At 52.4% G+C, this 25,818-nt stretch carries 22 protein-coding genes; 15 read left to right on the top strand and 7 right to left on the bottom strand.

Translation table 11 applies throughout. From position 1 onward, the window contains the following. Positions 1 to 131 precede the first annotated feature (131 nt). Entirely contained in the window at positions 132 to 1,382 is a 1,251-nt protein-coding gene (icd, locus tag GFB57_RS18180) for an NADP-dependent isocitrate dehydrogenase (protein WP_003030769.1), read from the bottom strand. A gap of 202 nt (positions 1,383 to 1,584) precedes the next feature. Here icd and rluE point away from each other — a divergent pair, with 202 nt between their 5' ends. The 9 genes from rluE (at position 1,585) to roxA (ending at position 10,375) form a co-directional block, all read left to right on the top strand. Beyond that, entirely contained in the window at positions 1,585 to 2,208 is a 624-nt protein-coding gene (rluE, locus tag GFB57_RS18185) for a 23S rRNA pseudouridine(2457) synthase RluE (protein WP_003030770.1), read from the top strand. Between the two features lie 34 nt (positions 2,209 to 2,242). After that, positions 2,243 to 3,181, top strand: coding sequence for a hypothetical protein (locus GFB57_RS18190; protein ID WP_003030772.1), 939 nt, complete (start codon positions 2,243 to 2,245; stop codon positions 3,179 to 3,181). Positions 3,182 to 3,190: 9 nt separating this feature from the next. Next, positions 3,191 to 3,652, top strand: a complete 462-nt coding sequence (locus GFB57_RS18195; protein WP_003030774.1) for an NUDIX hydrolase — start codon at positions 3,191 to 3,193, stop codon at positions 3,650 to 3,652. Between the two features lie 53 nt (positions 3,653 to 3,705). Next, a complete protein-coding gene (gene mnmA / locus GFB57_RS18200; protein ID WP_003832402.1) occupies positions 3,706 to 4,812 on the top strand; it encodes a tRNA 2-thiouridine(34) synthase MnmA in 1,107 nt (368 codons plus the stop codon). A gap of 34 nt (positions 4,813 to 4,846) precedes the next feature. Continuing rightward, on the top strand, positions 4,847 to 5,488 hold the full coding sequence (hflD, locus tag GFB57_RS18205) for a high frequency lysogenization protein HflD (RefSeq protein WP_003030779.1): 642 nt from the start codon (positions 4,847 to 4,849) through the stop codon (positions 5,486 to 5,488). Positions 5,489 to 5,491: 3 nt separating this feature from the next. Next, entirely contained in the window at positions 5,492 to 6,862 is a 1,371-nt protein-coding gene (gene purB / locus GFB57_RS18210; RefSeq protein WP_003030781.1) for an adenylosuccinate lyase, read from the top strand. A gap of 164 nt (positions 6,863 to 7,026) precedes the next feature. Then, complete coding sequence (gene phoP, locus GFB57_RS18215; RefSeq protein ID WP_003030783.1) at positions 7,027 to 7,698, top strand: two-component system response regulator PhoP; 672 nt, start codon at positions 7,027 to 7,029, stop codon at positions 7,696 to 7,698. Continuing rightward, positions 7,698 to 9,161 (top strand): two-component system sensor histidine kinase PhoQ, encoded by a 1,464-nt coding sequence (gene phoQ / locus GFB57_RS18220; protein WP_003030784.1) that lies wholly within the window; start codon positions 7,698 to 7,700, stop codon positions 9,159 to 9,161. Before phoP ends, phoQ begins: the two co-directional genes overlap by 1 nt. A gap of 92 nt (positions 9,162 to 9,253) precedes the next feature. Further along, complete coding sequence (gene roxA, locus GFB57_RS18225; protein ID WP_003030786.1) at positions 9,254 to 10,375, top strand: [50S ribosomal protein L16]-arginine 3-hydroxylase; 1,122 nt, start codon at positions 9,254 to 9,256, stop codon at positions 10,373 to 10,375. Positions 10,376 to 10,477: 102 nt separating this feature from the next. Here the strand turns inward: roxA and pepT are convergent, their stop codons facing one another. Continuing rightward, positions 10,478 to 11,704 carry a peptidase T gene (gene pepT, locus GFB57_RS18230; protein WP_003030788.1) on the bottom strand — a complete coding sequence of 409 codons (1,227 nt, stop codon included), beginning with the start codon at positions 11,702 to 11,704 and terminating at the stop codon, positions 10,478 to 10,480. 250 nt (positions 11,705 to 11,954) lie between these two features. Between pepT and potA the strand changes: the two genes are divergently transcribed. From potA to potD, 4 genes are read left to right on the top strand one after another with little or no spacing between them, the layout of a single operon-like run. Further along, positions 11,955 to 13,091, top strand: coding sequence for a spermidine/putrescine ABC transporter ATP-binding protein PotA (potA, locus tag GFB57_RS18235; RefSeq protein ID WP_003030791.1), 1,137 nt, complete (start codon positions 11,955 to 11,957; stop codon positions 13,089 to 13,091). After that, the gene (gene potB / locus GFB57_RS18240; RefSeq protein WP_003030793.1) at positions 13,075 to 13,932 is read left to right on the top strand and encodes a spermidine/putrescine ABC transporter permease PotB; all 858 of its coding nucleotides are present in this window, start codon (positions 13,075 to 13,077) and stop codon (positions 13,930 to 13,932) included. The genes potA and potB overlap by 17 nt, the downstream gene beginning before the upstream one ends. Beyond that, on the top strand, positions 13,929 to 14,708 hold the full coding sequence (potC, locus tag GFB57_RS18245) for a spermidine/putrescine ABC transporter permease PotC (protein ID WP_003030794.1): 780 nt from the start codon (positions 13,929 to 13,931) through the stop codon (positions 14,706 to 14,708). Before potB ends, potC begins: the two co-directional genes overlap by 4 nt. A 27-nt stretch (positions 14,709 to 14,735) precedes the next feature. Beyond that, positions 14,736 to 15,782 carry a spermidine/putrescine ABC transporter substrate-binding protein PotD gene (gene potD, locus GFB57_RS18250; RefSeq protein ID WP_003030797.1) on the top strand — a complete coding sequence of 349 codons (1,047 nt, stop codon included), beginning with the start codon at positions 14,736 to 14,738 and terminating at the stop codon, positions 15,780 to 15,782. Positions 15,783 to 15,881: 99 nt separating this feature from the next. On the opposite strand, the gene cobB is transcribed toward potD, so the two are convergent. The 5 genes from cobB to lolC all read right to left on the bottom strand — a co-directional run bounded on the left by cobB (position 15,882) and on the right by lolC (position 20,857). After that, on the bottom strand, positions 15,882 to 16,703 hold the full coding sequence (cobB, locus tag GFB57_RS18255; protein WP_003030799.1) for a Sir2 family NAD+-dependent deacetylase: 822 nt from the start codon (positions 16,701 to 16,703) through the stop codon (positions 15,882 to 15,884). Between the two features lie 15 nt (positions 16,704 to 16,718). Beyond that, positions 16,719 to 17,630, bottom strand: a complete 912-nt coding sequence (gene nagK, locus GFB57_RS18260) for an N-acetylglucosamine kinase (protein ID WP_003030802.1) — start codon at positions 17,628 to 17,630, stop codon at positions 16,719 to 16,721. An 89-nt stretch (positions 17,631 to 17,719) separates the two neighbouring features. Next, positions 17,720 to 18,964, bottom strand: a complete 1,245-nt coding sequence (gene lolE / locus GFB57_RS18265; RefSeq protein ID WP_003030804.1) for a lipoprotein-releasing ABC transporter permease subunit LolE — start codon at positions 18,962 to 18,964, stop codon at positions 17,720 to 17,722. After that, positions 18,964 to 19,665: a lipoprotein-releasing ABC transporter ATP-binding protein LolD gene (gene lolD, locus GFB57_RS18270; protein ID WP_003030805.1), complete on the bottom strand. Its 702-nt coding sequence runs from the start codon at positions 19,663 to 19,665 to the stop codon at positions 18,964 to 18,966. The genes lolE and lolD overlap by 1 nt, the downstream gene beginning before the upstream one ends. Next, positions 19,658 to 20,857, bottom strand: a complete 1,200-nt coding sequence (gene lolC, locus GFB57_RS18275) for a lipoprotein-releasing ABC transporter permease subunit LolC (RefSeq protein WP_003030806.1) — start codon at positions 20,855 to 20,857, stop codon at positions 19,658 to 19,660. The genes lolD and lolC overlap by 8 nt, the downstream gene beginning before the upstream one ends. A gap of 261 nt (positions 20,858 to 21,118) precedes the next feature. On the opposite strand from lolC, the gene GFB57_RS18280 reads away from it, so the two are divergent. Both GFB57_RS18280 and mfd read left to right on the top strand, forming a co-directional pair. Continuing rightward, positions 21,119 to 22,183: an acyltransferase family protein gene (locus GFB57_RS18280; RefSeq protein WP_003030807.1), complete on the top strand. Its 1,065-nt coding sequence runs from the start codon at positions 21,119 to 21,121 to the stop codon at positions 22,181 to 22,183. Between the two features lie 118 nt (positions 22,184 to 22,301). Then, positions 22,302 to 25,748: a transcription-repair coupling factor gene (mfd, locus tag GFB57_RS18285; protein ID WP_003030808.1), complete on the top strand. Its 3,447-nt coding sequence runs from the start codon at positions 22,302 to 22,304 to the stop codon at positions 25,746 to 25,748. Positions 25,749 to 25,818: the final 70 nt, after the last annotated feature.

Raw genomic sequence — 25,818 nt, forward strand, 5'->3', positions numbered from 1 at the left:
ACATAAATAGACCACAACAAGCCCTGATCCCCCCTGGTACTGGGCGGATAAAATGACAGGGAAAGAATTTATCAGGCACAAAAAAAACGGGAACCAATCGGCTCCCGTTCTCATACAACCCAGAATGTGGATTACATATTTTCGATGATCGCGTCACCAAACTCTGAACATTTCAGCAGCTTAGCGCCGTCCATCAGACGTTCGAAGTCATAGGTTACAGTCTTGGCGTTAATTGCGCCTTCCATACCTTTAACAATTAAGTCAGCCGCTTCTACCCAACCCATGTGGCGCAGCATCATTTCTGCAGACAGAATGATAGAACCTGGGTTCACTTTATCCTGACCTGCATACTTCGGTGCAGTACCGTGGGTTGCTTCGAACAGTGCGCATTCGTCACCGATGTTTGCACCCGGCGCGATACCAATACCACCAACCTGTGCGGCCAGCGCATCGGAGATGTAGTCACCGTTCAGGTTCATACATGCAATCACGTCATACTCAGCCGGGCGCAGCAGGATCTGTTGCAGGAACGCATCGGCAATGACGTCCTTAACCACGATCTCTTTACCGGTTTTCGGGTTCTTGATTTTCACCCATGGACCGCCATCGATCAGTTCGCCACCAAATTCTTCACGCGCTAACTGGTAACCCCAGTCTTTGAACGCGCCTTCGGTGAACTTCATGATGTTGCCTTTGTGTACCAGGGTAACTGAATCACGATCGTTGGCGATGGCGTATTCAATCGCTGCACGTACCAGACGTTTAGTCCCTTCTTCAGAACACGGTTTGATACCAATACCGCAATGTTCCGGGAAGCGTATTTTCTTCACACCCATCTCTTCGCGCAGGAATTTAATCACTTTCTCAGCATCGGCAGAGTCAGCTTTCCACTCGATACCCGCGTAGATATCTTCGGAGTTTTCACGGAAGATGACCATATCGGTCAGTTCAGGATGTTTAACCGGGCTTGGTGTACCCTGATAATAACGCACCGGACGCAGGCAAACATACAGGTCAAGTTCCTGACGCAGAGCTACGTTCAGAGAGCGAATACCGCCGCCAACAGGGGTGGTCAGAGGGCCTTTAATGGCAACACGATATTCACGAATCAGATCTAAGGTTTCAGCAGGCAGCCAGACGTCCTGGCCATAAACCTGAGTGGATTTCTCGCCGGTGTAGATTTCCATCCAGGAGATTTTACGCTCGCCTTTATAGGCTTTCTCGACAGCAGCATCGACAACTTTGATCATCGGTGGGGTTACATCAACGCCGATACCGTCGCCTTCAATGAACGGGATAATCGGATTTTCAGGAACGTTGAGTTTGCCGTTTTGCAGGGTGATCTTCTTACCTTCCGCCGGAACAACTACTTTGCTTTCCATTCACCTCTCCTTCGAGCGCTTCTGGTTCTGCTCGTCTGTCATCGCGCTGCATGTGCGTTTGCGTCCTGCTGCACGAATGCGTTAGAGCAATTTTTTGTTAATGTTTTGTAATGAGCATGTCAATACTACCCTAATGTTCGTCGCCATGAAAGACACTCGTTCTTAGGCTATAATGCGGCAATTGATATAATCTGAAAATACCATGCAAAAAACTTCTTTTAGAAATCACCGGGTTGAGCGATTCAGCTCACGACAAGTCACTAAGCAGCGTAAAGAAAACCAGCCAAAACGCGTGGTTTTGTTCAATAAACCCTACGATGTTTTGCCACAATTTACTGACGAGGCTGGCAGAAGCACGTTAAAAGATTTTATTCCCTTGCCGGGAATTTATGCGGCGGGCCGACTCGACCGGGACAGCGAAGGGCTTTTGGTGCTGACCAATGACGGCGCACTGCAGGCGCGGTTAACGCAACCCGGAAAGCGTACCGGGAAAATTTATTACGTCCAGGTTGAAGGCGAGCCGACGGCAGAAGCGCTGGACGCCCTGCGTACCGGAGTAACGCTCAATGATGGCCCCACGCTACCCGCAGGCATTGAGGTAGTAGAGGAACCCGTATGGCTGTGGCCGAGAAATCCGCCGATTCGGGAACGAAAAAACATTCCCACCAGTTGGTTGAAAGTCACCTTATATGAAGGCCGCAACCGTCAGGTACGTCGTATGACCGCGCATGTTGGATTTCCTACGCTGCGCCTCATCCGCTATGCCATGGGTGATTACACGCTGGAAAATCTCGCTAACGGCGAGTGGCGGGAACTGAAATCATAACCGTACGGTTTAACGTGAGTGTTAACAGGGAAGAATGAAAAATATGGATAAACAGCTTTTTGCAGCATTCATCCTGCTCAGCGTGTCACCGTTTTGTTCAGCAAAACTGGACTGTGAGGCGATTGCCGGAATTGCAGCAGGAGAGGCAAACTACCTTTATGAGTCTGCCAAAGTAAAAACCGACTCACGTCTGCATTTCTATTCTGCACCAGCAACAGAGTGTCAACTCCCCGCGTTCATGGTCAATGGCGACACTGTTGAGGTGCTCAGGAGTTCACAGCGCTACAAAAGCACGGGCATGCTTTCCAAAGATGAGCCTTATCGTTACGTACGTTATCGGGACGCTAAAGGAACCTTTGCCACCGGGTGGGTCTCGGCTGATGGATTAACACTGTTATCCAGCCCGCTTGCAGCAAGCGCGTCTTGCCAGTCATGGGCAAATAAAGAGATGTCACAGCGTGGGTACTTGCCCTCCTCCTTCGCAAACCACTATCAGGTAATGGGAGACGCCCGCGCATGGTTCTATGCGATGCCAACCGAACAGTGTCGCAGCCCATCCGTATTTTTAGTGCCCGGCGACCTCGTCTCTGTACAAGAACAATCCAACGATGATTTTATGGAAGCGGTCTACTACACCACCGATCGCCATATCGTACGCGGCTGGTTAAAAAAGTCGCAGTTACAGGCTTTAAACAGCGGTGACCGCTATCGCGACGACATCAACCCGCTGTCGACAGACAAGGCAACGAGAGTCGCCACCCTTGGGCTACGTCACGACTATCAATGTATTTTTTATGAAAGCTGGAATGCTAAAAAGGCCATTGAGATTATCGTACGCGAGGATCATCAAACTGCATTGTGTCGCGGAGGGGCCGACCCACAAACGTCGCCTCCTGTGGCTTATATCAGTATCGACAAGACCAGCGGTGAAATTAGCTGGCCAGATGTTGCCGAAGGTTTTGCTGAGGAATAAGGGGGAAACATGTTCAAACCGCACGTCACGGTCGCCTGCATTGTGCATGCAGAAGATAAATTCTTAGTCGTTGAAGAAACGATCAATGGCAAGGCCTTGTGGAATCAACCCGCAGGACACCTGGAAGCCGACGAAACGCTGGTGCAAGCCGCAGCACGCGAACTATGGGAAGAAACGGGCATTAAAGCACAGCCACAGCATTTTGTTCGTATGCATCAATGGATTGCACCGGACAGAACGCCCTTTTTGCGTTTTCTTTTCGCTATCGAGCTTGCCAATATGTGCGCTACTGAACCCCATGACAGCGATATTGATTGCTGTCGTTGGATCAGCGCAGAAGAGATTTTCTCTGCGCCAAACCTGCGTTCGCCGTTGGTTGCAGAGAGTATTCGCTGTTATCAGAGCGGCCAGCGCTACCCGCTGTCCATGATCGGTGAATTTAACTGGCCATTTACAGAGGGTGTCAAGTAAAGGGCTGCGTGCTAGAATATGCCGCCTTGAAGTTCAATGTTGTGAGTATTCCTATGTCTGAAAGCCCAAAAAAAGTGATCGTCGGCATGTCCGGCGGTGTCGATTCCTCCGTTTCTGCCTGGCTGTTACAACAACAGGGCTATCAGGTAGAAGGCCTGTTCATGAAGAACTGGGAAGAGGACGATGGCGAGGAATACTGCACAGCAGCCGCCGACCTTGCGGATGCACAGGCTGTTTGTGACAAACTCGGCATTGAACTGCATACCGTCAACTTTGCCGCAGAATACTGGGACAACGTCTTTGAACTGTTCCTTGAAGAGTACAAAGCGGGTCGTACGCCGAACCCGGATATTCTGTGCAATAAAGAAATTAAGTTTAAAGCCTTCCTTGAGTTTGCCGCCGAAGATTTAGGTGCCGATTACATCGCCACCGGTCACTACGTGCGTCGCGCAGATGTCGACGGCAAAAGCCGACTGCTGCGTGGGCTCGATGGTAATAAAGACCAAAGTTATTTCCTCTATACGCTCGGCCATGAGCAAATCGCGCAAAGCCTGTTCCCGGTCGGTGAACTGGAAAAACCGCAGGTGCGTAAAATTGCCGAAGACCTTGGTCTGATTACGGCCAAGAAAAAAGACTCCACCGGCATCTGCTTCATTGGCGAACGTAAGTTCCGCGAGTTTCTTGGTCGCTACCTGCCGGCTCAGCCAGGCAAAATCATCACCGTTGATGGTGAAGAGATTGGCCAGCATCAGGGGCTGATGTACCACACTCTGGGTCAGCGTAAAGGTCTGGGTATTGGCGGAACGAAAGAAGGGACAGAAGATCCATGGTATGTGGTGGATAAAGACGTTGAGAACAACATTCTGGTTGTCGCTCAGGGTCATGAACATCCACGTCTGATGTCTGTTGGCCTGGTGGCGCAACAGCTGCATTGGGTCGATCGCGAACCGTTCACCGGTACCATGCGCTGTACGGTGAAAACCCGCTATCGTCAGACCGACATTCCGTGCACCGTTAAGGCACTGGATGCTGAGCGTATTGAAGTCATTTTCGACGAGCCAGTCGCGGCGGTTACGCCGGGTCAGTCGGCTGTCTTTTACAATGGCGAAGTGTGCCTCGGCGGCGGCATTATCGAACAACGATTGCCTCTGCCGGTATAATTACTTACACATTTGATACAAGGAAGCAGTGAACGTGGCAAAGAATTATTATGACATCACCCTCGCCCTGGCAGGCATTTGCCAGTCGGCACGCCTGGTGCAGGAACTGGCGCACCAGGGGCATTGTGATGCCGATGCATTACACGTTTCACTGAACAGTATCATCGACATGAATCCCAGCTCTACGCTGGGCGTGTTTGGCGGCAGCGAGGCCAACCTGCGTTTGGGGCTGGAAACAATGCTCGGCGTACTGAACGCCAGCAGTCGCCAGGGACTGAACGCTGAACTCACTCGTTACACGCTAAGCCTGATGGTGCTGGAGCGTAAGCTGTCAGCGGCCAAGGGCGCTATGGACACGCTGGGAGACCGTATCAGCGGCTTGCAGCGCCAGCTGGACCATTTTGATTTGCAGTCAGAAACGTTGATGAGTGCGATGGCTGGCATTTATGTTGACGTCATCAGCCCACTCGGCCCGCGTATTCAGGTCACGGGTTCCCCGGCCATCCTCCAGAGCCCGCAGGTTCAGGCTAAAGTACGCGCTTCGCTGCTGGCTGGCATCCGTGCTGCCGTGCTCTGGCATCAGGTTGGTGGAGGCCGTCTGCAACTCATGTTTTCTCGTAATCGCCTGACGACTCAGGCAAAACAAATTCTTGCTCATTTAACCCCGGAGTTGTGATCTATGGAATTATCCTCACTGACCGCCGTTTCCCCTGTCGATGGACGCTACGGCGATAAAGTCAGCGCGCTGCGCGGGATTTTCAGCGAATACGGTTTGCTGAAATTCCGCGTACAGGTTGAAGTACGCTGGCTGCAAAAACTGGCCGCGCACGCAGCGATCAAGGAAGTTCCTGCTTTTGCTGCCGACGCAATCGGTTTCCTTGATGCGATCGTCGCTAACTTCAATGAAGAAGATGCTGCGCGCATCAAAACCATTGAACGTACGACCAACCATGATGTGAAGGCAGTTGAGTATTTCCTGAAAGAGAAAGTAGCGGATATCCCGGAACTGTACGCCGTTTCCGAATTTATCCACTTTGCGTGTACCTCAGAAGACATCAACAACCTGTCTCACGCGCTGATGCTGAAAACCGCACGCGACGAAGTAGTCCTGCCGTACTGGCGTCAACTGATTGATGGCATCACAGCACTTTCTGTTGAATATCGCGATATTCCCCTGCTCTCCCGTACTCACGGGCAACCGGCCACCCCATCAACGATGGGCAAAGAAATGGCAAACGTGGCGTATCGCATGGAGCGTCAGTACCGCCAACTCAACCAGGTTGAAATCCTCGGAAAAATCAACGGTGCTGTGGGTAACTATAACGCCCACATCGCCGCTTACCCGGAAGTTGACTGGCATCAGTTTAGCGAAGAGTTCGTCACTTCGCTTGGGATCCAGTGGAATCCATACACCACACAAATCGAGCCGCACGATTACATCGCTGAGCTGTTTGATTGCATCGCCCGCTTTAATACCATTCTGATCGATTTCGATCGCGACGTCTGGGGTTACATTGCGTTGGGTCACTTCAAGCAGAAAACTGTCGCGGGCGAAATCGGTTCTTCGACCATGCCACACAAAGTGAACCCTATCGATTTCGAAAACTCTGAGGGTAACCTGGGCCTGTCTAACGCGGTTCTGCAGCACCTGGCGAGCAAACTGCCGGTCTCCCGCTGGCAGCGTGACCTGACTGATTCTACCGTTCTGCGTAACCTGGGCGTAGGTATTGGCTATGCGCTGATCGCCTATCAGTCCACGCTGAAGGGCGTGAGCAAACTGGAAGTGAACCGCGATCATCTGCTGGATGAACTGGATCATAACTGGGAAGTTCTGGCAGAGCCGATTCAGACCGTGATGCGTCGCTACGGTATTGAGAAGCCGTACGAGAAGTTGAAAGAACTGACCCGTGGCAAGCGCGTTGACGCCGAAGGTATGAAGCAGTTTATCGATGGTCTGGCACTGCCGGAAGAAGAGAAAACTCGCCTGAAAGCAATGACGCCTGCCAATTATATTGGTCGCGCCATCGCCATGGTTGATGAACTGAAGTAATCAGCAACTCCCCAGATGCTGAACAGAAGCCGGATAAGCGTAAGCGATTCCGGCTTTTTATCGCCCGCTACATTATCCCTTCCCCCGGTTTATTAAATGTTTATCCCCACAGCCACATAATCAGCGTTAAACTATTCATACCATTATTTTAGGGAGAAACGATGATGCGCGTACTGGTTGTCGAGGATAATGCTTTATTACGCCACCACCTCAAGGTTCAGTTACAGGATTTAGGGCATCAGGTGGATGATGCAGAAGATGCGAAGGAAGCGGACTATTATCTGAATGAGCATCTGCCGGATATCGCGATCGTTGATTTAGGGCTCCCCGATGAAGATGGTTTGTCGCTAATCCGCCGCTGGCGCAGTAATGAGGTTTCGCTGCCAATTCTGGTATTAACCGCGCGCGAAGGCTGGCAGGACAAAGTGGAAGTCCTCAGTGCAGGCGCTGACGATTATGTCACCAAACCGTTTCACATCGAAGAAGTGGCTGCGCGCATGCAGGCACTGATGCGTCGAAACAGCGGTCTGGCATCGCAAATTATCTCCCTTCCGCCTTTTCAGGTGGACCTCTCCCGACGCGAGTTATCCGTCAATGATGAAGTTATCAAGCTCACGGCGTTTGAATATACCATTATGGAAACACTCATCCGTAATAATGGCAAAGTGGTCAGTAAAGATTCGCTCATGCTGCAGCTTTATCCGGATGCCGAGCTGCGCGAAAGTCACACCATTGATGTGTTGATGGGGCGTCTGCGTAAAAAAATTCAGGCGCAATATCCGCATGAGGTGATCACTACCGTGCGTGGCCAGGGATATCTTTTTGAACTGCGCTAATGAATAAACTATTGCGTCATTTTTTCCCGTTATCGCTGCGGTTACGCTTTTTACTGGCAACTGCAGGCGTGGTGTTGGTGCTGTCGCTGGCCTACGGCATGGTTGCCCTTGTGGGTTACAGTGTCAGCTTTGATAAGACAACGTTCCGCCTGCTGCGGGGTGAAAGTAATCTATTCTATACCCTGGCAAAGTGGGAAAACGGCAAGATAAACGTCGAGTTGCCTGAAAATCTCGATATGCAAAGCCCAACAATGTCGCTGATCTATAACGAAAGCGGTGAGTTGTTGTGGGCGCAGCGCAATGTTCCCTGGTTGACGCAAAGTATCCAACCGGACTGGCTAAAAACGAACGGTTTTCATGAAATTGAAGCCAATGTAGACGCCACCAGTACCTTACTGGGCGAAGATCACTCCGCTCAGCAGCAGTTAAAAGAAGTCAGAGAAGATGACGACGACGCCGAAATGACCCACTCCGTGGCGGTAAACGTCTACCCTGCTACTGCCAGAATGCCGCAACTGACCATTGTGGTTGTCGATACCATTCCAATAGAGCTAAAGCGCTCGTATATGGTCTGGAGCTGGTTTATTTATGTGCTGGTCGCCAATCTGTTGCTGGTCATTCCGCTGTTATGGGTGGCCGCGTGGTGGAGCCTGCGGCCGATTGAATCGCTGGCGCGTGAAGTCCGTGAGCTTGAGGAACATCATCGTGAGATGCTAAACCCCGCCACCACACGCGAATTGACCAGCCTGGTTCGTAATCTCAATCGGCTGTTAAAAAGCGAACGTGAGCGTTATGACAAATACCGCACCACGTTAACAGACCTCACCCATAGTCTGAAAACACCACTGGCGGTATTGCAGAGTACTCTGCGCTCAATGCGTAATGAAAAGATGAGCGTCAGCGACGCAGAGCCTATCATGCTGGAACAAATCAGCCGTATTTCCCAACAGATAGGCTATTACCTGCATCGCGCCAGCATGCGTGGCAGCAGTGCCCTACTCAGCCGCGAACTGCACCCGATCGCGCCGTTGCTGGATAAACTGACCTCGGCACTGAATAAGGTGTATCAGCGTAAAGGCGTCAACATTAATCTCGATATCTCACCTGAAATCAGCTTTGTGGGCGAACAGAATGATTTTGTCGAAGTGTTGGGCAACGTACTGGATAACGCCTGTAAATATTGTCTGGAGTTTGTCGAGATTTCAGCGCAACTGTCTGAGGATCAGCTGCATATTCTGGTTGAAGATGATGGTCCTGGTATTCCGCAAAGCAAACGGGAAGTGGTGTTTGATCGTGGACAGCGCGTAGATACGCTACGTCCAGGACAAGGCGTCGGTCTGGCGGTGGCGCGAGAAATCACCGAACAGTATGACGGGCAGATTATTGCAGGTGATAGCCTGCTGGGTGGCGCGCGCATGGAAGTTATTTTTGGCCGCCAGCAGCCGGGCCAGAAAGACGAGTAATCGTCGCATGTAATAAATATGTACTGACTTCACGCTTGAGGTTAAGTATCCGTTATAATCGGTTGCAGATACCAGCCTGCGGGATGCTCATTATGGAATACCAACTCACACTTAACTGGCCCGATTTTCTTGAACGCCACTGGCAGAAACGCCCGGTGGTCTTAAAACGCGGGTTTAACAATTTTATTGATCCTCTCTCTCCTGACGAACTGGCTGGACTGGCAATGGAAAGCGAAGTCGACAGCCGACTCGTCAGCCACCAGGACGGAAAATGGCAGGTTAGCCACGGTCCCTTCGAAAGCTACGACCATCTTGGCGAGAACAACTGGTCTTTGCTGGTGCAGGCGGTCAACCACTGGCACGAGCCAACTGCCGCGCTGATGCGCCCGTTCCGTGAATTACCGGACTGGCGCATCGACGATCTGATGATTTCTTTCTCTGTCCCCGGCGGCGGCGTTGGCCCGCACCTGGATCAGTACGATGTATTTATCATTCAGGGAACCGGTCGTCGTCGCTGGCGCGTAGGTGAAAAACTGCAGTTGAAACAGCACTGCCCTCACCCGGACCTCCTTCAGGTCGACCCGTTTGAAGCTATCATCGATGAAGAGCTGGAACCCGGCGATATCCTGTACATTCCACCGGGATTCCCGCACGAAGGTTATGCGCTGGAAAACGCGATGAACTATTCGGTCGGTTTCCGTGCGCCAAACACTCGCGAGCTGATCAGCGGGTTCGCCGATTACGTTTTGCAACGCGAACTGGGTAGCACCTATTACAGCGATCCGGACCTGCCGCCGCGCGATCATCCGGCCGACGTTCTGCCGCAGGAGATGGATAAGCTGCGCGAAATGATGCTCGGGCTGATTAATCAACCAGAACATTTCCAGCAGTGGTTTGGCGAGTTTATTTCTCAGTCTCGTCATGAACTGGATATTGCCCCGCCGGAGCCACCGTATCAGCCAGACGAAATTTACGATGCCCTGAAGCAAGGTGATGTGTTAGTGCGTCTGGGCGGATTGCGTGTATTGCGTATTGGCGACGACGTCTACGCTAACGGTGAGAAAATTGATTCACCGCATCGTCCTGCCCTGGAAGCGCTGGCCAGTCATATTGTGCTGACGGCTGAGAACTTTGAGGATGCGCTGGAAGATCCTTCTTTCCTTGCCATGCTTGCCGCGCTGGTCAACAGCGGGTACTGGTTCTTCGAAGGATAATGCGAAATTTGCCTGATGCGACGCTACGCGTCTTATCAGGCCTACTGGAGTGTAATAATGTAGGCCGGATAAGCGAAGCGCCATCCGGCAACTACCCATACTTTATTTTTGTTGCGCGGCCAGTTCAGCAATACGCACAATCACCTGTACCGCTTTTTCCATTCCTTCCAGGGTTACAAACTCATGTTTACCATGATAGTTGTAGCCACCGGTGAACAGATTCGGACACGGTAATCCCATAAACGACAGCTGCGCGCCGTCAGTGCCGCCACGGATCGGTTTCAGCACCGGCTCAATATCGCAATCGCGCATCGCCTGCTGGGCGATATCCAGTACGTGCGGATGCTCAATCACTTTTTCGCGCATATTGTAGTAACTGTCTTCAATCACCAGTTCGATATAGCAGTCGGGGTGTAACCCTTTACCGACCTTCTTGGCGATATCCATGATCTTGCGTTTACGCGCTTCAAACTGCTTACGGTCAAAATCACGAATAATGTAGTGCATATCCGCCCGATCGACCGTCCCTTTCATGCTCGCCAGATGATAAAAGCCTTCGTAACCTTCCGTCTTTTCCGGGCTTTCATCTGCCGGAACCTCTGCATGAATACGCGCCGCCAGCGACAGCGCATTCACCATCACCCCTTTTGCGGTGCCGGGATGCACATTGTTGCCAACAATTTTAATATTAACCGACGCAGCGTTGAAGTTTTCAAACTCCAACTCACCTACGCCACCACCGTCAACGGTATAGGCCCACTGCGCATCGAATGCCGCAACGTCAAAATGCTTCGCCCCTTTACCCACCTCTTCGTCCGGTGTAAAGGCCACGCGGATATCGCCATGCGGAATATCTTTTTGGATAAGCACAGCCAGTGCGGTCATGATTTCCGCCACGCCTGCTTTATCATCCGCGCCCAGCAACGTTTTACCATCTGTGGTGATCAGCGTCTGACCCAGAAGTTGATGCAGCACCGGGAACATCACTGGCGATAAAACTTCATCACCGATGCCTAACGCAATATCGCCACCGCGATAGTTTTCAACAATTTGCGGATTGACATTTTTACCACTGAAATCCGGTGAGGTATCCACATGGGAAATAAAGCCGATCGCAGGAATATTGCCAGCAACGTTAGCGGGTAACGTTGCCATCAGCGTGCCTTTTTCGCTCAGTGAAATATTAACCAGCCCCATATCTTCGAGCTGTTGTTTGAGCAGTTGTAATAATTTCCACTGTCCTTCGGTGCTGGGTACCTGCCGCACGCCCGATTTTGATTGGGTGTCCAGCGACACGTAGTGTAAAAAACGCTCAAGTAGTTTATCCATGCAGTCACCCTCACTTTTTGTGACAACATTATCAATAAGCAACAAAAGACAAATATTGCGTCAGGTCACTTTTATCCCCGCAAGTGAGAATATTTCGCCCTGACATCCCCTCTGACTATAGGGCTAAGTCAGTAATTCGCAACAAGGATTGGCGATTACAATGGTTTGCCGTAGAATAACGGCCCTCATTAAGAGTCATCAAGGTGGTTAACCACAAACCCCGCATCGGTCAGCCATCCGTTGCGTTTACATGGGACAGAGTAAAAAATTGAATAAACAACCGCGTTCGCTTTCTCCACTGGTGCAATTAGCGGGAATTCGCAAAAGTTTCGATGGCAAAGAGGTGATTTCCAGCCTGGATTTGACCATCAATAATGGCGAGTTTCTTACGCTGCTTGGCCCCTCTGGCTGCGGTAAAACAACCGTTCTTCGCCTGATTGCCGGTCTGGAAACGGTTGATTCCGGTCATATTATGTTGGACAACGAGGACATTACTCACGTTCCAGCGGAAAACCGCTACGTGAATACCGTCTTCCAAAGCTATGCGTTATTCCCCCACATGACCGTATTTGAGAATGTGGCCTTTGGTTTACGCATGCAAAAAACGCCCGCAGCCGACATTTCTCCCCGCGTTACCGAAGCCCTGCGCATGGTGCAACTGGAAGAGTTCGCCCAGCGAAAACCGCATCAACTTTCCGGCGGCCAGCAGCAGCGCGTAGCGATTGCCCGAGCTGTGGTCAACAAACCCCGCTTACTCTTGTTAGATGAATCCCTCTCTGCGCTGGACTACAAACTGCGTAAGCAGATGCAGAATGAACTGAAAGCGCTGCAGCGTAAGCTTGGTATCACTTTTGTCTTTGTCACACACGATCAGGAAGAAGCGCTGACTATGTCCGACCGCATCGTGGTGATGCGCGATGGTAAGATTGAGCAGGACGGTACGCCGCGCGAAATCTACGAAGAGCCCAAGAATCTGTTCGTCGCCGGGTTTATCGGCGAGATCAATATGTTTAACGCCACAGTGATTGAACGTCTGGATGAACAGCGTGTTCGTGCTAACGTTGAAGGCCGCGAGTGCAATATTTATGTCAACTTCGCGGTGGTTCCCGGACAAAAGCTGCACGTCCTGTTACGTCCTGAAGATTTGCGCGTAGATGAAATCAACGATGATAATCATATCGAAGGCCTGATCGGCTACGTGCGCGAACGCAACTACAAAGGCATGACGCTGGAGTCGGTTGTGGAACTGGAAAATGGCAAGATGGTGATGGTCAGCGAATTCTTCAATGAAGACGATCCTGACTTTGACCACTCTCTCGACCAGAAAATGGCGATTAACTGGGTAGAAAGCTGGGAGGTCGTACTGGCTGATGAAGAACACAAGTAAATTCCAGAGTGTGGTGATCGTCACCATTGTCGGTTGGCTTGTGTTATTTGTCTTTCTGCCCAACCTGATGATCATCGGTACCAGCTTTTTGACCCGCGACGACGCCAATTTCGTCAAAATGGTCTTTACGCTGGAGAACTATACGCGCCTGCTCGATCCGCTCTATTTTGAGGTGCTGGTTCACTCCCTCAATATGGCGCTGATTGCCACGCTCGCCTGTCTGGTACTCGGCTACCCGTTTGCCTGGTTTTTGGTGAAACTGCCGGAAAAAGTGCGCCCGCTGCTGCTGTTCCTGCTGATTGTTCCGTTCTGGACCAATTCACTTATCCGCATCTACGGACTCAAAATTTTCCTCAGTACCAAAGGCTATCTCAACGAGTTTCTGTTATGGCTCGGGGTTATCGATACACCCATTCGCATCATGTTTACCCCCAGCGCGGTGATTATCGGGCTGGTATACATCCTGCTACCGTTTATGGTGATGCCGCTCTATTCCAGCATTGAAAAGCTCGATAAACCGCTGCTGGAAGCCGCACGCGATTTAGGTGCCAGTAAACTTCAGACCTTCACCCGCATCATTATTCCGTTAACGATGCCGGGGATTATCGCCGGATGCCTGCTGGTCATGCTGCCCGCAATGGGGCTGTTTTACGTTTCCGACTTAATGGGCGGCGCGAAAAACCTGCTGATTGGCAACGTGATTAAAGTTCAGTTCCTGAACATCCGTGACTGGCCGTTTGGTGCAGCCACCAGCATTACGCTGACCATCGTGATGGGTCTGATGCTGCTGATCTACTGGCGTGCCTCGCGCTTGCTGAACAAGAAGGTGGAACTCGAATGATCGGTCGACTGCTCCGCGGCGGTTTTATGACCGCTATCTACGCGTATCTGTATATTCCAATCATCATTCTGATTGTGAACTCCTTTAACAGCTCGCGCTTCGGCATCAACTGGCAGGGTTTTACTACCAAATGGTACGGCCTGCTGATGAATAACGACAGCCTGTTGCAGGCGGCGCAGCACTCGCTGACGATGGCGGTGCTATCCGCCACGTTTGCCACCTTGATCGGCTCACTCACTGCGGTTGCGCTGTACCGCTACCGTTTTCGCGGTAAACCGTTCGTCAGTGGTATGTTGTTCGTGGTGATGATGTCGCCAGATATTGTGATGGCAATATCTCTGCTGGTGCTGTTTATGCTGATCGGCATTCAACTGGGTTTCTGGTCGCTGTTGTTCTCACATATCACTTTTTGTCTGCCTTTTGTGGTGGTGACAGTTTACTCACGCCTGAAAGGTTTTGATGTACGCATGCTTGAGGCTGCTAAAGATTTGGGTGCCAGCGAAGTAACTATTCTGCGCAAGATTATACTGCCACTGGCTATGCCTGCGGTGGCTGCAGGTTGGTTGCTGAGCTTTACGCTGTCGATGGATGATGTCGTCGTTTCGTCCTTCGTTACCGGACCGGGTTATGAAATTTTGCCATTAAAAATCTACTCAATGGTCAAAGTCGGCGTATCACCAGAGGTGAACGCGCTGGCGACCATTTTGTTGGTTCTGTCGCTGGTTATGGTGATTGCCAGCCAGCTTATTGCACGTGATAAAACCAAGGGCCGCTGAGGCCCTTAATTCAGGGGACGTTAAATGATGAAAAAATGGTCACGCCACCTGCTCGCGGCGGGTGCTCTGGCACTGGGCATGAGCGCCGCTCACGCGAATGACAACAACACGCTCTATTTCTATAACTGGACCGAGTATGTCCCGCCAGGACTGCTGGAACAGTTCACCAAAGAGACCGGCATTAAGGTTATCTATTCGACCTACGAGTCGAACGAAACCATGTACGCCAAGCTCAAAACCTATAAAGACGGCGCATATGATCTGGTGGTTCCGTCCACCTATTACGTCGATAAAATGCGTAAAGAAGGCATGATCCAGAAGATCGACAAGTCGACGTTGACCAACTTCCACAACCTCGATCCGGAAATGCTCAACAAGCCGTTTGACCCGAACAATGACTACTCCATCCCGTATATCTGGGGTGCGACGGCCATTGGCGTAAACAGCGATGCTATCGATCCGAAAACCGTCACCAGTTGGGCCGATCTATGGAAACCGGAGTACAAAGGCAGTCTGCTGTTAACGGATGATGCGCGTGAAGTGTTCCAGATGGCGCTGCGCAAGCTGGGATACTCCGGCAATACCACCGACCCGAAAGAGATTGAAGCCGCCTATAACGAGCTGAAGAAACTGATGCCTAACGTCGCAGCGTTTAACTCTGACAACCCGGCCAACCCGTATATGGAAGGTGAAGTCAATCTGGGGATGGTATGGAACGGCTCCGCGTATGTTGCGCGTCAGGCAGGTACACCACTGGAAGTGGTATGGCCTAAAGAAGGTGGCATTTTCTGGATGGATAGCCTGTCTATTCCGGCTAACGCGAAAAACAAAGAAGGTGCACTGAAGCTGATTAACTTCCTGCTGCGCCCGGACGTGGCGAAAGAAGTTGCGGAAACAATTGGTTATCCGACGCCAAACCTGGCAGCACGTAAGCTGTTAAGCCCTGAAGTCGCAAATGATAAAACCCTGTACCCTGACGCAGAAACCATCAACAAAGGGGAATGGCAGAACGATGTCGGTTCCGCCAGCGCTATCTATGAAGAGTATTATCAGAAGCTAAAAGCAGGACGTTAATTGCCCTCCTCATAGGCCGGATAAGACGCGCCAGCGTCGCATCCGGCGCATCATCACTGCCCGATGGCGCTACGCTTATCGGGCCTACGCCATCCGTTCTCACAGACCTTTCAATAACTTCTCAACAAACTCTGGCACCACCTGGCTTGCCGGACCGTAATACTTCTCTTCAAACTCGCTGCCAACCTGGCTCGGTTCGAGATTTAGTTCTACCGTATGTGCCCCATGCAGCCGCGCCTCATGCACAAAACCCGCAGCCGGATAAACATGTCCCGATGTGCCAATCGCAATGAATACATCCGCCATTGCCAGCGCCATGTAAATTTCATCCATGCCCAGCGGCATTTCACCAAACCACACCACGTGTGGTCGCAGCGGTGCCGGAAATTGACAGCAGTGACATTTATCTTCCGGGGTCACATCGTCCTTCCATTCCAGAATCTGCCCGCTTTGCGAGCAGCGAACCTTGAGCAGTTCGCCGTGCATATGGATAACGTTCTGGCTGCCCGCACGCTCATGCAGGTTATCAATGTTCTGCGTCACCAGTAAAAAACGGTCGCCCAGTTCGGCTTCGAGTTTTGCCAGTGCGATATGCGCCGCGTTGGGCTGGATTTCTGGCTGTTGCAATTGATGGCGACGGGCGTTATAAAACGACTGAACCAGTTCCGGGTTTCGACTAAATCCTTCCGGAGTCGCAACGTCCTCAACCCGATGTTCTTCCCAGAGACCATCCGCCGCGCGGAAGGTTCGAATTCCTGACTCAGCGGAGATTCCCGCTCCCGTCAGTACCAGCACTCTTGGTTTTTCCATCAATTCAGGCACCACTCTGTCTCTGAAAAAGATTCGTTGACGCAGGCGATCGCGCAAATGGCGTTTATTTTTACGAAAGCGGCTTAACCGATGACCCCGACGCGACAGCATAACAACCTCTTTGTATTAATCGGTAAGATGTAGGAAAGCAGCCCCGCGCATCCCGCCGGCATCACCGTGCCGTGCCTGCTCAATACGCGGTACCCGGGCAACCGGCAACAGATGACGTGGCAGTCGGTCCGTCAGTTGCGTCGTAATAGCGGTAAAATTCGACAAGCCTCCGCCAATCACCACCAAATCAGGATCGACGATAGTCAGGATATTCCCAAGACACACCGCCAGCAAATCCAGATAGCGTTCAACGTGTGCACGCGCATGTTCATCGCCCTGCTCCCACAACGCGATAATTTCACGGGCATCCAGCGGTTGATGGTAGTAATGCTGATACAACCACGCAAATCCACCGCCGGAAAGATAGCTTTCGATGCATCCCAGTTGGCCGCATCCGCAGCGGCGCAGCGGGAAATCAAAGCCCATCAGCGTCAGCGCATCAACCGGCAAACGAATATGACCAAACTCGCCGGTGATATAGCTGCGTCCGGTGATGGATTTCCCGTTAAGCACCAGGCCGCCGCCAACGCCCGTACCGAGGATCAACCCCATCACCAGCGGATATTGGGTAAACTCGTCATCCCAGGCTTCGGAGAGAGCAAAACAGTTCGCATCGTTATCCAGACGCACATCGCGGTCAAGGCGAGCGCTAAGATCGGCGCGGAGCGGTTTGCCACTGGCGGCAGGAACGTTGGCCGCGTACAACGTGCCGTCTTCCGTTTCCGGCATGCCAGGAATCCCGATACCGACCGAACCTTTGATACCAAAACGCTGGTCAGCTTCCGTCACCAGATTGCAGACCGCATCAAGGAAAGCGTCGTAGCTGTCGCGAGGTGTAGGGACGCGAGTTTCCCATTGCAGACGACGTTGCTTATCAAACACGCCCAGCGCAATTTTGGTCCCGCCGATGTCAAATCCGTAATACATCACCGCTCCTTGATACACGTCATCCTTCAAGATGCCTCTGCGTTGGCTACGCCTTGATGCAGCATGAATGCTGTCGTGTATTATTGTTGTTATTGGCCGCTAAGTACTCTCGCAGGATCAATATTGCTGGCGCGACGCGCCGGATACCAACTTGCCAAAAGACTCAGCACGAGTGCTGTCACCAGCACGTAAATCACATCCAGCCAGTGTAATTCCGATGGCAGGAAGTCAATGAAATAGATATCGCCGGACAGGAACTGATGACCGATAAGCGCCTCGATTCCGTTGATGATCGGCGTCAGTTGCAACGAGACAACCACCCCGATGACGACGCCTATCAGGCTACCAAACAGACCCGCCAGCAGGCCGTACCAGACAAAAATGGCACGGATCAACCCATCTTTCGCCCCGAGGGTTCTTAATACCGCAATATCGCCGCTTTTGTCTTTTACCGCCATCACTAACGTGGAAACGATATTAAAGCAGGCCACACCAATCACCAGCACCATCGCCAGATACATAATGGCGCGAATCATCTGGATATCGCGATACATATAGCCGTAAGTACCGATCCAGCTCTTAATATAAACATAGTTATTGGTCACTTCGCCCGCGTCCCGCACCAGCTTATTGGCGTTAAACACGTCGTTAACTTTCAGCGCAATCCCGGAAACGCTGGTTCCCATATCCAGATATTGCTGCGCATCTTCCATTGGGATCATGGCAAAGCTGTGATCGAGCTGACCGCTCAGTTGCAGGATCCCAGTAACGTGTAAACGCACGCGTTTGGGCTGCTGTAACTTATGATCCGCGCTGGCGTTAGGGATCATAATCGACACCCAGTCGCCCTGCTTCACTTTCAGCGCATCGGCAATACCCTTACCAATGATGATTTGTTGTTCACCGGCTTTAAAATTATCCCAGGCGTGGTTTTGCACGAAGGATGGCAGTGCGCTTAAACGCTGTTCCTGTTTTGGGTCAACGCCCTTCACCTGCACCGCGCGTAAGTTCGCCCCGCTCTCTACCAGTCCGGTAAAGTTGATATAAGGCGCCGCGGCGACAATACCCGGCACTTTTTGTACTTTGTCGAGCGCTTCCTGCCAGTTATTCCACGGCTGATTTACGGCTTCAATCTCTCCGTGTGGGACTACGGCCAGAATACGGTTGTTCAGCTCACGCTCAAATCCGTTCATGGCACTTAAACCAACGATCAACACCGCCACACCCAACGCGATGCCAACGGTGGAAATCACAGATATCAGCGAAACCATACCGCCGCGCCGCCGACCACGGCTAAAGCGCAGACCAATCAATAACGATAAAGGCGAAGCCATTACTCAGCTCCCATCAGGCTCAGTTCAGCCGTCAGGCGACCATCGCGCATTTCAAGCTGGCGGCTCATCCGCTTCGCCAGTTGCAGATCGTGCGTCACCACCAGAAATGCCGTGCCCTGAGAGCGGTTCAGCTCGCCCAGAAGCTCGAAAATGCTATCCGCGTTACGCGCATCCAGGTTACCCGTTGGCTCATCCGCCAGGACCAGACGCGGGTTATTCACCAGCGCACGAGCGATGGCCACACGCTGGCGTTCGCCGCCAGACAGTTCAGACGGGCGATGACTGGCACGATGATCCAGTCCTACGGCTTTCAGCATATCCCGTGCGCGCTCGGTTATTTCAGCCGGTTTTTTCTTGCCGATCAGCAGCGGCATCGCTACGTTTTCCAGCGCGGTAAAGTCCGGCAGTAAATGGTGGAACTGGTAAATAAAGCCCAGCTTCTGATTGCGCAGTTCCGCTTTCGCCGCCGACGAGAGCTTGCTCATCGGCTGACCGCTAAAAATCACGTCGCCGGAAGTCGGCGTATCCAATCCGCCCAGCAGATGCAGCAGCGTACTCTTTCCGGAGCCAGAGCTGCCGACAATCGCCATCATCTCACCTTCGCCGACGCTAAAACTGACATCGTGCAGGACATCGGTCTGCACAGTGCCTTCCTGATAGCGTTTGCACAGGTTGTCGCATTGCAACAGGATCTTATTCATAACGTAAAGCCTCAGCGGGTTGAGTGGCGGCAGCGCGCCAGGAAGGATAAAGCGTAGACAGCAGCGCGATGGCCATCGCCACCAGCGCAATGACGATAACCTGCAGCGGCTCGATAGCGACCGGCAGCGCCGCGCCATCCAGCAGCACACCAATAATTGGCATTAAATTGTTCAGTTGACTGGCGAGCAATGCGCCCAGCACCGCGCCAAGCAGCGCGCCGATAATCCCGGCACTGGCCCCCTGAACCATAAACACCATCATTATCTGACGCGGCGTTAGCCCCTGCGTTTGTAGAATCGCCACTTCCCCTTGCTTCTCCATTACCATCAGACCCAGCGAGGTAATAATATTAAAAGCCGCCACAGCCACGATCAGGCTAAGCAGTAGCCCCATCATGTTCTTCTCCATGCGCACGGCCTGGAACAGTTCCCCTTTGCGCTCGCGCCAGTCCTGCCATTTGGTGCCCTGCGGCAGCGTTTGCTGGCTCAGCGTATCAACTTTTAACGGTTCGTTCAGCCACAGACGCCAGCCGGTAATATTGCCCACCGGATAGCGCATCAAGCGGGAAGCATCCTGAATGTTGGTTAGCATCTGGTAGCCGTCTACTTCGCTGTTGGCGGCGAAGGTGCCAATCACCGTAAACAGACGCTGGCTCGGCAAACGCCCCATCGGCGTAAACTGGCTGGCCGAAGGCACCATCACGCGAATTTGATCGCCACGGTTCACGCCCAACTGCCCGGCAAGCTGCTCGCCGAGGATGACATTATACTTACCCGGTTGCAGATCTGTTTGTTTCACATTGACCAGATACGGCGTTAACGGATCTTTTTGCGCCGGATCGATACCGAGCATCACGCCGACCGCCACGCTACGCGCGCTTTGCAGCACCACATCTCCCGTAGTTATGGGTGCAACTCGGTTGACGCCGTTCAACACCACCGCTTTTTCCGGCAGTTGTTGCGGGTTGAGGGAACCCTGTTCAGACGAGAGAACGGCCTGAGGCATCAGGCCAAGAATATTGTTTTGCAGCTCGCGCTCAAAACCGTTCATCACCGACAACACCGTGACCAGCGCCATCACCCCGAGGGTAATGCCAATGGTGGAGAGCCAGGAAACGAAGCGACCGAAGCGATCTGCTGCACGCCCACGCATATAACGCAGGCCGATGAATAGAGCGACAGGTTGGTACATGAAATCCGTCTGGTTGCTGTTAGCAAAGTCACGAGTATATAAGCGAAAGCGGAATGGGTAAATGACTGAACCGTAAGTGTTCGTCAGCACTATTCCTAAAAGTATAAATAAATCAATTCGCTAAAGTTGTCCGTCTTCCCTTCCATCCTGGTCCCTGATCTTTATCTTAAAAAATCAAAATGCAGACAGTTACGCATTACAGCGCACAGCGGGTTGCGCAGGATGGCAGGCTATAATCAACAATATGGATACGCCGTCTCGATGAATAAAAAAGAACTATGGATTAATCAAATCAAAGGGTTATGTATTTGTCTGGTGGTGATTTACCACTCGGTAATCACATTTTACCCGCACCTCACTACTTTTCAGCATCCGCTTTCAGAGCTGCTGAGCAAATGCTGGATTTACCTCAATTTGTACCTGGCGCCGTTTCGCATGCCGGTATTTTTCTTTATTTCGGGATATCTGATCCGTCGCTACATTGATAGCGTCCCGTGGACCACCTGCGTGGATAAACGGATCTGGAGTATTGCCTGGGTGCTGATACTCTGGGGTGTGGTGCAATGGCTGGCGTTAGTGACGCTCAATAACTGGCTGGCCCCACAGCGCGATCTGAGCCATGCTGCCAACGCCGCTTATGCTGGTTCGATCGCAGGTTTTACCCACGGGATGCTGACCGCCAGTACCAGCTTGTGGTATCTGTACGCGCTGATTGTCTATTTTGTTCTGTGTAAAATTTTCAGCCGCTGGGCGGTGCCGCTGTTGGCGTTATTTGTGGCGCTGAGCGTGGCGATCAACTTTGTCCCGACGCCGTGGTGGGGAATGAACAGCGTGATTCGCAATCTGCCCTGGTACAGCCTCGGTGCATGGTTTGGCGCAACGCTGATGGTATGGATTAAGGAGGTGCCCCTGCGCCGCCATGCGCTCATTGTTCTGGTTAGCGCAATCGCCGCCATCGTCGCGTGGCTGGCAAATGTCTCACTATTACTTTCTCTTCTTTCCATTGTGCTGATCATGAAGCTGTTTTATCAATTTGAGCTGCGCTTTGGTATGCGTGAGTCCGGCCCGTTAAGCGTGATTGGTGCCAATACCATCGCCATCTACACCACCCACCGAATTCTGGTTGAGCTATTCAGCTTAACGCTAATCCCCAACATTAATCATGCCGCCTGGCCTGCATATGCAGAGCTGGCCCTGCTGCTGGTGTATCCATTCGCCTGCCTGCTGCTGTGCACCTCGTTTGGCCTGTTGGTGCGTAAAATTTCACAAAAAACAGTGGCCGACCTGCTATTTTCCCCGCCTTCTTTATCGGTCGTTTCGCGCTAACCCCAACGCGCTTTTTGCCCCCATCAGGGGGCGAATCAATTTGCTTATGAGAAACGATCACGGATAATAAAGAACATTGCTTATCAGATGTATATCTAAACGAGAACCTGACAACCGAATGCCTGAACAACATCGTTACACGCTCCCAGCGAAAGCTGGTGATCAGCGCCAGTTGGGTGAGCTTACCGGTGCCGCCTGCGCAACGCTGGTCGCCGAAATCGCCGAACATCACGCCGGTCCAGTGGTGCTGATCGCGCCGGACATGCAAAATGCTTTGCGCCTGCATGATGAAATTCGTCAGTTTACCGACCAGATGGTGATGAACCTGGCCGACTGGGAAACGCTGCCCTATGACAGTTTTTCTCCCCATCAGGAGATTATCTCTTCGCGTCTCTCTACGCTGTATCAACTGCCTGCCATGCAGCGAGGTGTGCTGATCGTTCCGGTAAATACTCTGATGCAGCGTGTCTGTCCGCACAGCTATCTGCACGGGCATGCGCTGGTCATGAAAAAAGGTCAGCGGCTTTCGCGCGACGCCCTGCGCGAACAGCTGGATAGCGCTGGCTATCGCCATGTTGATCAGGTCATGGAACACGGCGAATACGCCACGCGCGGCGCGTTGTTGGATCTGTTCCCGATGGGCAGCGAGTTGCCTTATCGTCTGGATTTCTTTGATGACGAAATCGACAGCCTGCGTCTGTTTGATACCGACACCCAGCGCACGCTGGAAGAAGTCGATGCCATTAATTTGCTTCCCGCGCACGAATTCCCGACTGACAAAACGGCCATCGAGCTATTCCGTAGTCAGTGGCGCGATACCTTTGAGGTTAAACGCGACGCCGAACATATTTATCAGCAGGTCAGCAAAGGCACGTTACCTGCGGGTATTGAATACTGGCAACCGCTGTTTTTCAGCGAGCCGCTGCCGCCGCTGTTCAGCTACTTCCCCGCCAATACGTTATTGGTCAATACCGGTGATATCGAGACCAGCGCAGAACGCTTCCAGGCCGATACCCTGTCACGCTTTGAAAATCGCGGTGTTGATCCGATGCGCCCGCTTCTGCCGCCGGAATCGCTGTGGCTGCGGGTTGATGAGCTGTTTTCTGAACTTAAACGCTGGCCGCGCGTTCAACTGAAAACCGAGAGTCTGGCGAACAAAGCTGCGAATACCAACCTCGGGTTCCAGAAGCTGCCGGACATCGCCGTGCAGGCACAGCAAAAATCACCGTTAGATGCGTTACGTAAATTCCTTGAGGGCTTTACCGGCCCGGTGATTTTCTCGGTCGAAAGTGAAGGCCGACGTGAAGCGCTTGGCGAGTTGCTCGCTCGTATCAAAGTGGCACCGAAGCGGATATTGCGACTCGATGAAGCCGTAGATAACGGTCGTTATCTGATGATTGGCGCAGCTGAGCACGGCTTCATCGATAGCAAACGCAATCTGGCACTGATTTGTGAAAGCGATCTGCTTGGGGAACGCGTGGCGCGTCGCCGCCAGGATTCGCGTCGCACCATCAACCCGGATACATTAATTCGTAACCTTGCAGAGCTGCATCCCGGTCAGCCGGTAGTGCATCTGGAACACGGCGTGGGTCGCTATGCCGGGATGACCACGCTGGAAGCGGGCGGTATCACCGGTGAATATCTGATGCTCACCTATGCCAACGACGCCAAACTGTACGTGCCGGTGTCGTCACTGCATCTGATCAGCCGCTATGCGGGCGGTGCAGAAGAGAATGCACCGCTGCATAAACTGGGCGGCGATGCCTGGTCACGCGCCCGACAGAAAGCCGCTGAGAAGGTGCGCGATGTCGCGGCAGAGCTGCTGGATATTTATGCCCAGCGCGCGGCGAAAGAAGGCTTTGCCTTTAAGCATGACCGTGAACAGTATCAGTTGTTTTGCGACAGCTTCCCGTTTGAAACCACGCCTGACCAGGCGCAGGCGATCAACGCTGTACTCAGCGATATGTGTCAACCGCTGGCCATGGACCGCCTGGTGTGCGGCGACGTCGGTTTTGGTAAAACCGAAGTCGCGATGCGCGCCGCCTTCCTTGCCGTAGAGAACCACAAACAGGTTGCCGTGCTGGTTCCGACTACCCTGCTCGCACAGCAGCACTTCGACAACTTCCGCGATCGTTTTGCCAACTGGCCGGTACGCATTGAGATGTTGTCCCGTTTCCGTAGCGCCAAAGAGCAAGCGCATATTCTGGAGCAGGTTGCCGAGGGGAAAATTGATATTCTCATCGGTACGCACAAACTGCTGCAAGCGGATGTGAAGCTAAAAGATCTGGGTCTGCTAATTGTCGATGAAGAGCACCGTTTCGGCGTTCGCCACAAAGAACGCATTAAGGCGATGCGCGCGGATGTCGATATTCTGACCCTGACGGCAACGCCTATTCCGCGTACGCTCAATATGGCGATGAGCGGCATGCGCGATCTGTCGATCATCGCCACGCCGCCCGCTCGTCGTCTGGCGGTCAAAACCTTCGTGCGCGAATACGACAGCCTGGTGGTACGCGAGGCGATCCTGCGTGAAGTTCTGCGCGGGGGACAAGTTTATTATCTGTTTAACGACGTCGAAAATATCCAGAAAACCGCTAACAGATTAGCGGAACTGGTGCCGGAAGCGCGTATTGGCATCGGCCACGGGCAAATGCGCGAGCGCGAGCTGGAACGCGTAATGAACGATTTCCACCATCAGCGTTTTAACGTGCTGGTGTGTACCACCATTATCGAAACCGGGATCGACATTCCGACCGCCAACACCATTATCATCGAACGCGCCGATCACTTTGGTTTAGCGCAATTGCACCAGCTACGCGGTCGTGTGGGACGCTCACACCATCAGGCGTACGCCTGGCTGCTGACGCCGCATCCAAAAGCAATGACCACCGACGCGCAAAAGCGTCTGGAAGCCATCGCTTCGCTGGAAGATTTGGGTGCAGGATTTGCGCTGGCGACCCACGACCTTGAAATTCGCGGCGCCGGGGAACTGCTGGGTGAAGATCAAAGTGGTTCCATGGAAAGCATCGGCTTCTCGTTGTATATGGAGCTGCTGGAAAATGCTGTCGATGCGCTCAAAGAGGGACGCGAACCATCACTGGAAGATCTCACCAGCCAGCAAACCGAAGTTGAATTGCGTATGCCGTCTCTGCTGCCGGATGACTATATACCGGATGTTAACACCCGACTATCGTTCTACAAGCGCATTGCCAGCGCGAAAGGCGAAAACGAACTGGAAGAGATTAAGGTCGAGCTGATAGATCGTTTTGGCCTGCTGCCCGACCCGGCTCGTACGTTGCTGGATATCGCTCGTTTACGCCAGCAGGCGCAGAAACTGGGGATCAGAAAGCTCGAAGGTCATGACAAAGGCGGTACCATTGAATTTGCCGAGAAAAACCACGTCAACCCGGTCTGGCTGATTGGTTTACTGCAAAAACAACCGCAACACTTCCGTCTGGACGGCCCAACCCGACTGAAATTTATGCAGGATCTGGGCGAGCGTAAAACGCGGATCGACTGGGTCCGCCAGTTTATGCGTCAGCTTGAAGAAAACGCCGTAGCATAGTGAACAGGCCGGGTGAGCACACCACTCACCCGGCCTGATGAATTTACAAACTCTTTGCACTTCCCTGCAC

The organism is Citrobacter sp. S39 (genome assembly GCF_009495675.1).
In the GTDB taxonomy this organism is placed as follows: Bacteria; Pseudomonadota; Gammaproteobacteria; order Enterobacterales; family Enterobacteriaceae; genus Citrobacter; species Citrobacter freundii.